Source organism: Streptomyces echinatus (genome assembly GCF_014203595.1).
Classification (GTDB): Bacteria; Actinomycetota; Actinomycetes; order Streptomycetales; family Streptomycetaceae; genus Streptomyces; species Streptomyces echinatus.
In genome coordinates, this window is the sequence record NZ_JACHJK010000055.1 from 1 (window position 1) to 1,097 (window position 1,097).

Here is a 1,097-nt window from a genome sequence, read left to right on the forward strand (position 1 = left end):
AACGTCCCGATGCGACTTCGCCTGCAGACCCAACCCGACACGGACGCATTGATCTCCGCGATCGGCGACGTGGTGCGGCGACACGAAAGCCTGCGCACCGTCTTCACCGAAACCGACGGCACACCGGTGCAACAGGTACTGCCCAGCGAAACGGTTGTTGTCCCTGTCGAGGTGCGGCAAGCAACGGCAGCGGCGCAGTTGGAAACGTTGGTTTCCCAGGTCGCCCGGTATGAATTCGACCTGGAAACAGAGATCCCGATACGCGCCCGCATCATCAACACCGACGACGACCAGTGCACGCTCATCCTGGTCGTTCACCACATCGCCGCCGACGGATGGTCACTCGTCCCATTGATGCGTGACCTGTCCGACGCCTACACCGCACGCCGCAACGGACACCAACCCGACTGGGAACCCCTCACCGTCCAATACGCCGACTACACCCTCTGGCAACGCGACGTCCTCGGCACCGAAGACGACCCAGACTCCGTCCTGTCACAGCAATTCGCCTACTGGCGCACCGAACTCGCCGACCTCCCCGAACAGACCACACTCCCCCTCGACCGGCCCCGGCCCCCCACCGCCAGCTACCACGGCGACATCCAACCCCTCCACATCGAACCCGACACCCGCCACGCCATCGAACACCTCGCCCACCAACACGGCGTCACCCCCGCCATGATCACCCAAGCCGCACTCGCCGTCCTCCTCAACAAACTCGGAGCCGGCCACGACATCCCCCTCGGCTCCCCCATCGCCGGACGCACCGACGACGCCCTCAACAACCTCATCGGCTTCTTCGTCAACACCTGGGTCCTCCGCATCCACCTCCAGCCCACCGACACCTTCACCGACACCCTCACCCAGGTCCGCGAAAAAGCCCTCGCCGCCTACGCCAACCAAGACGCACCCTTCGAACAACTCGTCGAACTCCTCAACCCCACCCGCACCACCGCCCACCACCCCCTCTTCCAAACCTCCCTCGCCTTCCAGAACAACACCCTCCCCCACCTCACCCTCGGCAACATCAACACCACCTACGAACCCACCTCAACCCGCACCTCACGATTCGACCTCCTCTTCAACATCGTCGAACC

At 64.0% G+C, this 1,097-nt stretch carries 1 protein-coding gene; it reads left to right on the forward strand.

Translation table 11 applies throughout. From position 1 onward, the window contains the following. Positions 1-1,097: condensation domain-containing protein (locus FHS34_RS41845; RefSeq protein WP_245002643.1), on the forward strand; the 1,097-nt coding region annotated here is incomplete at both ends.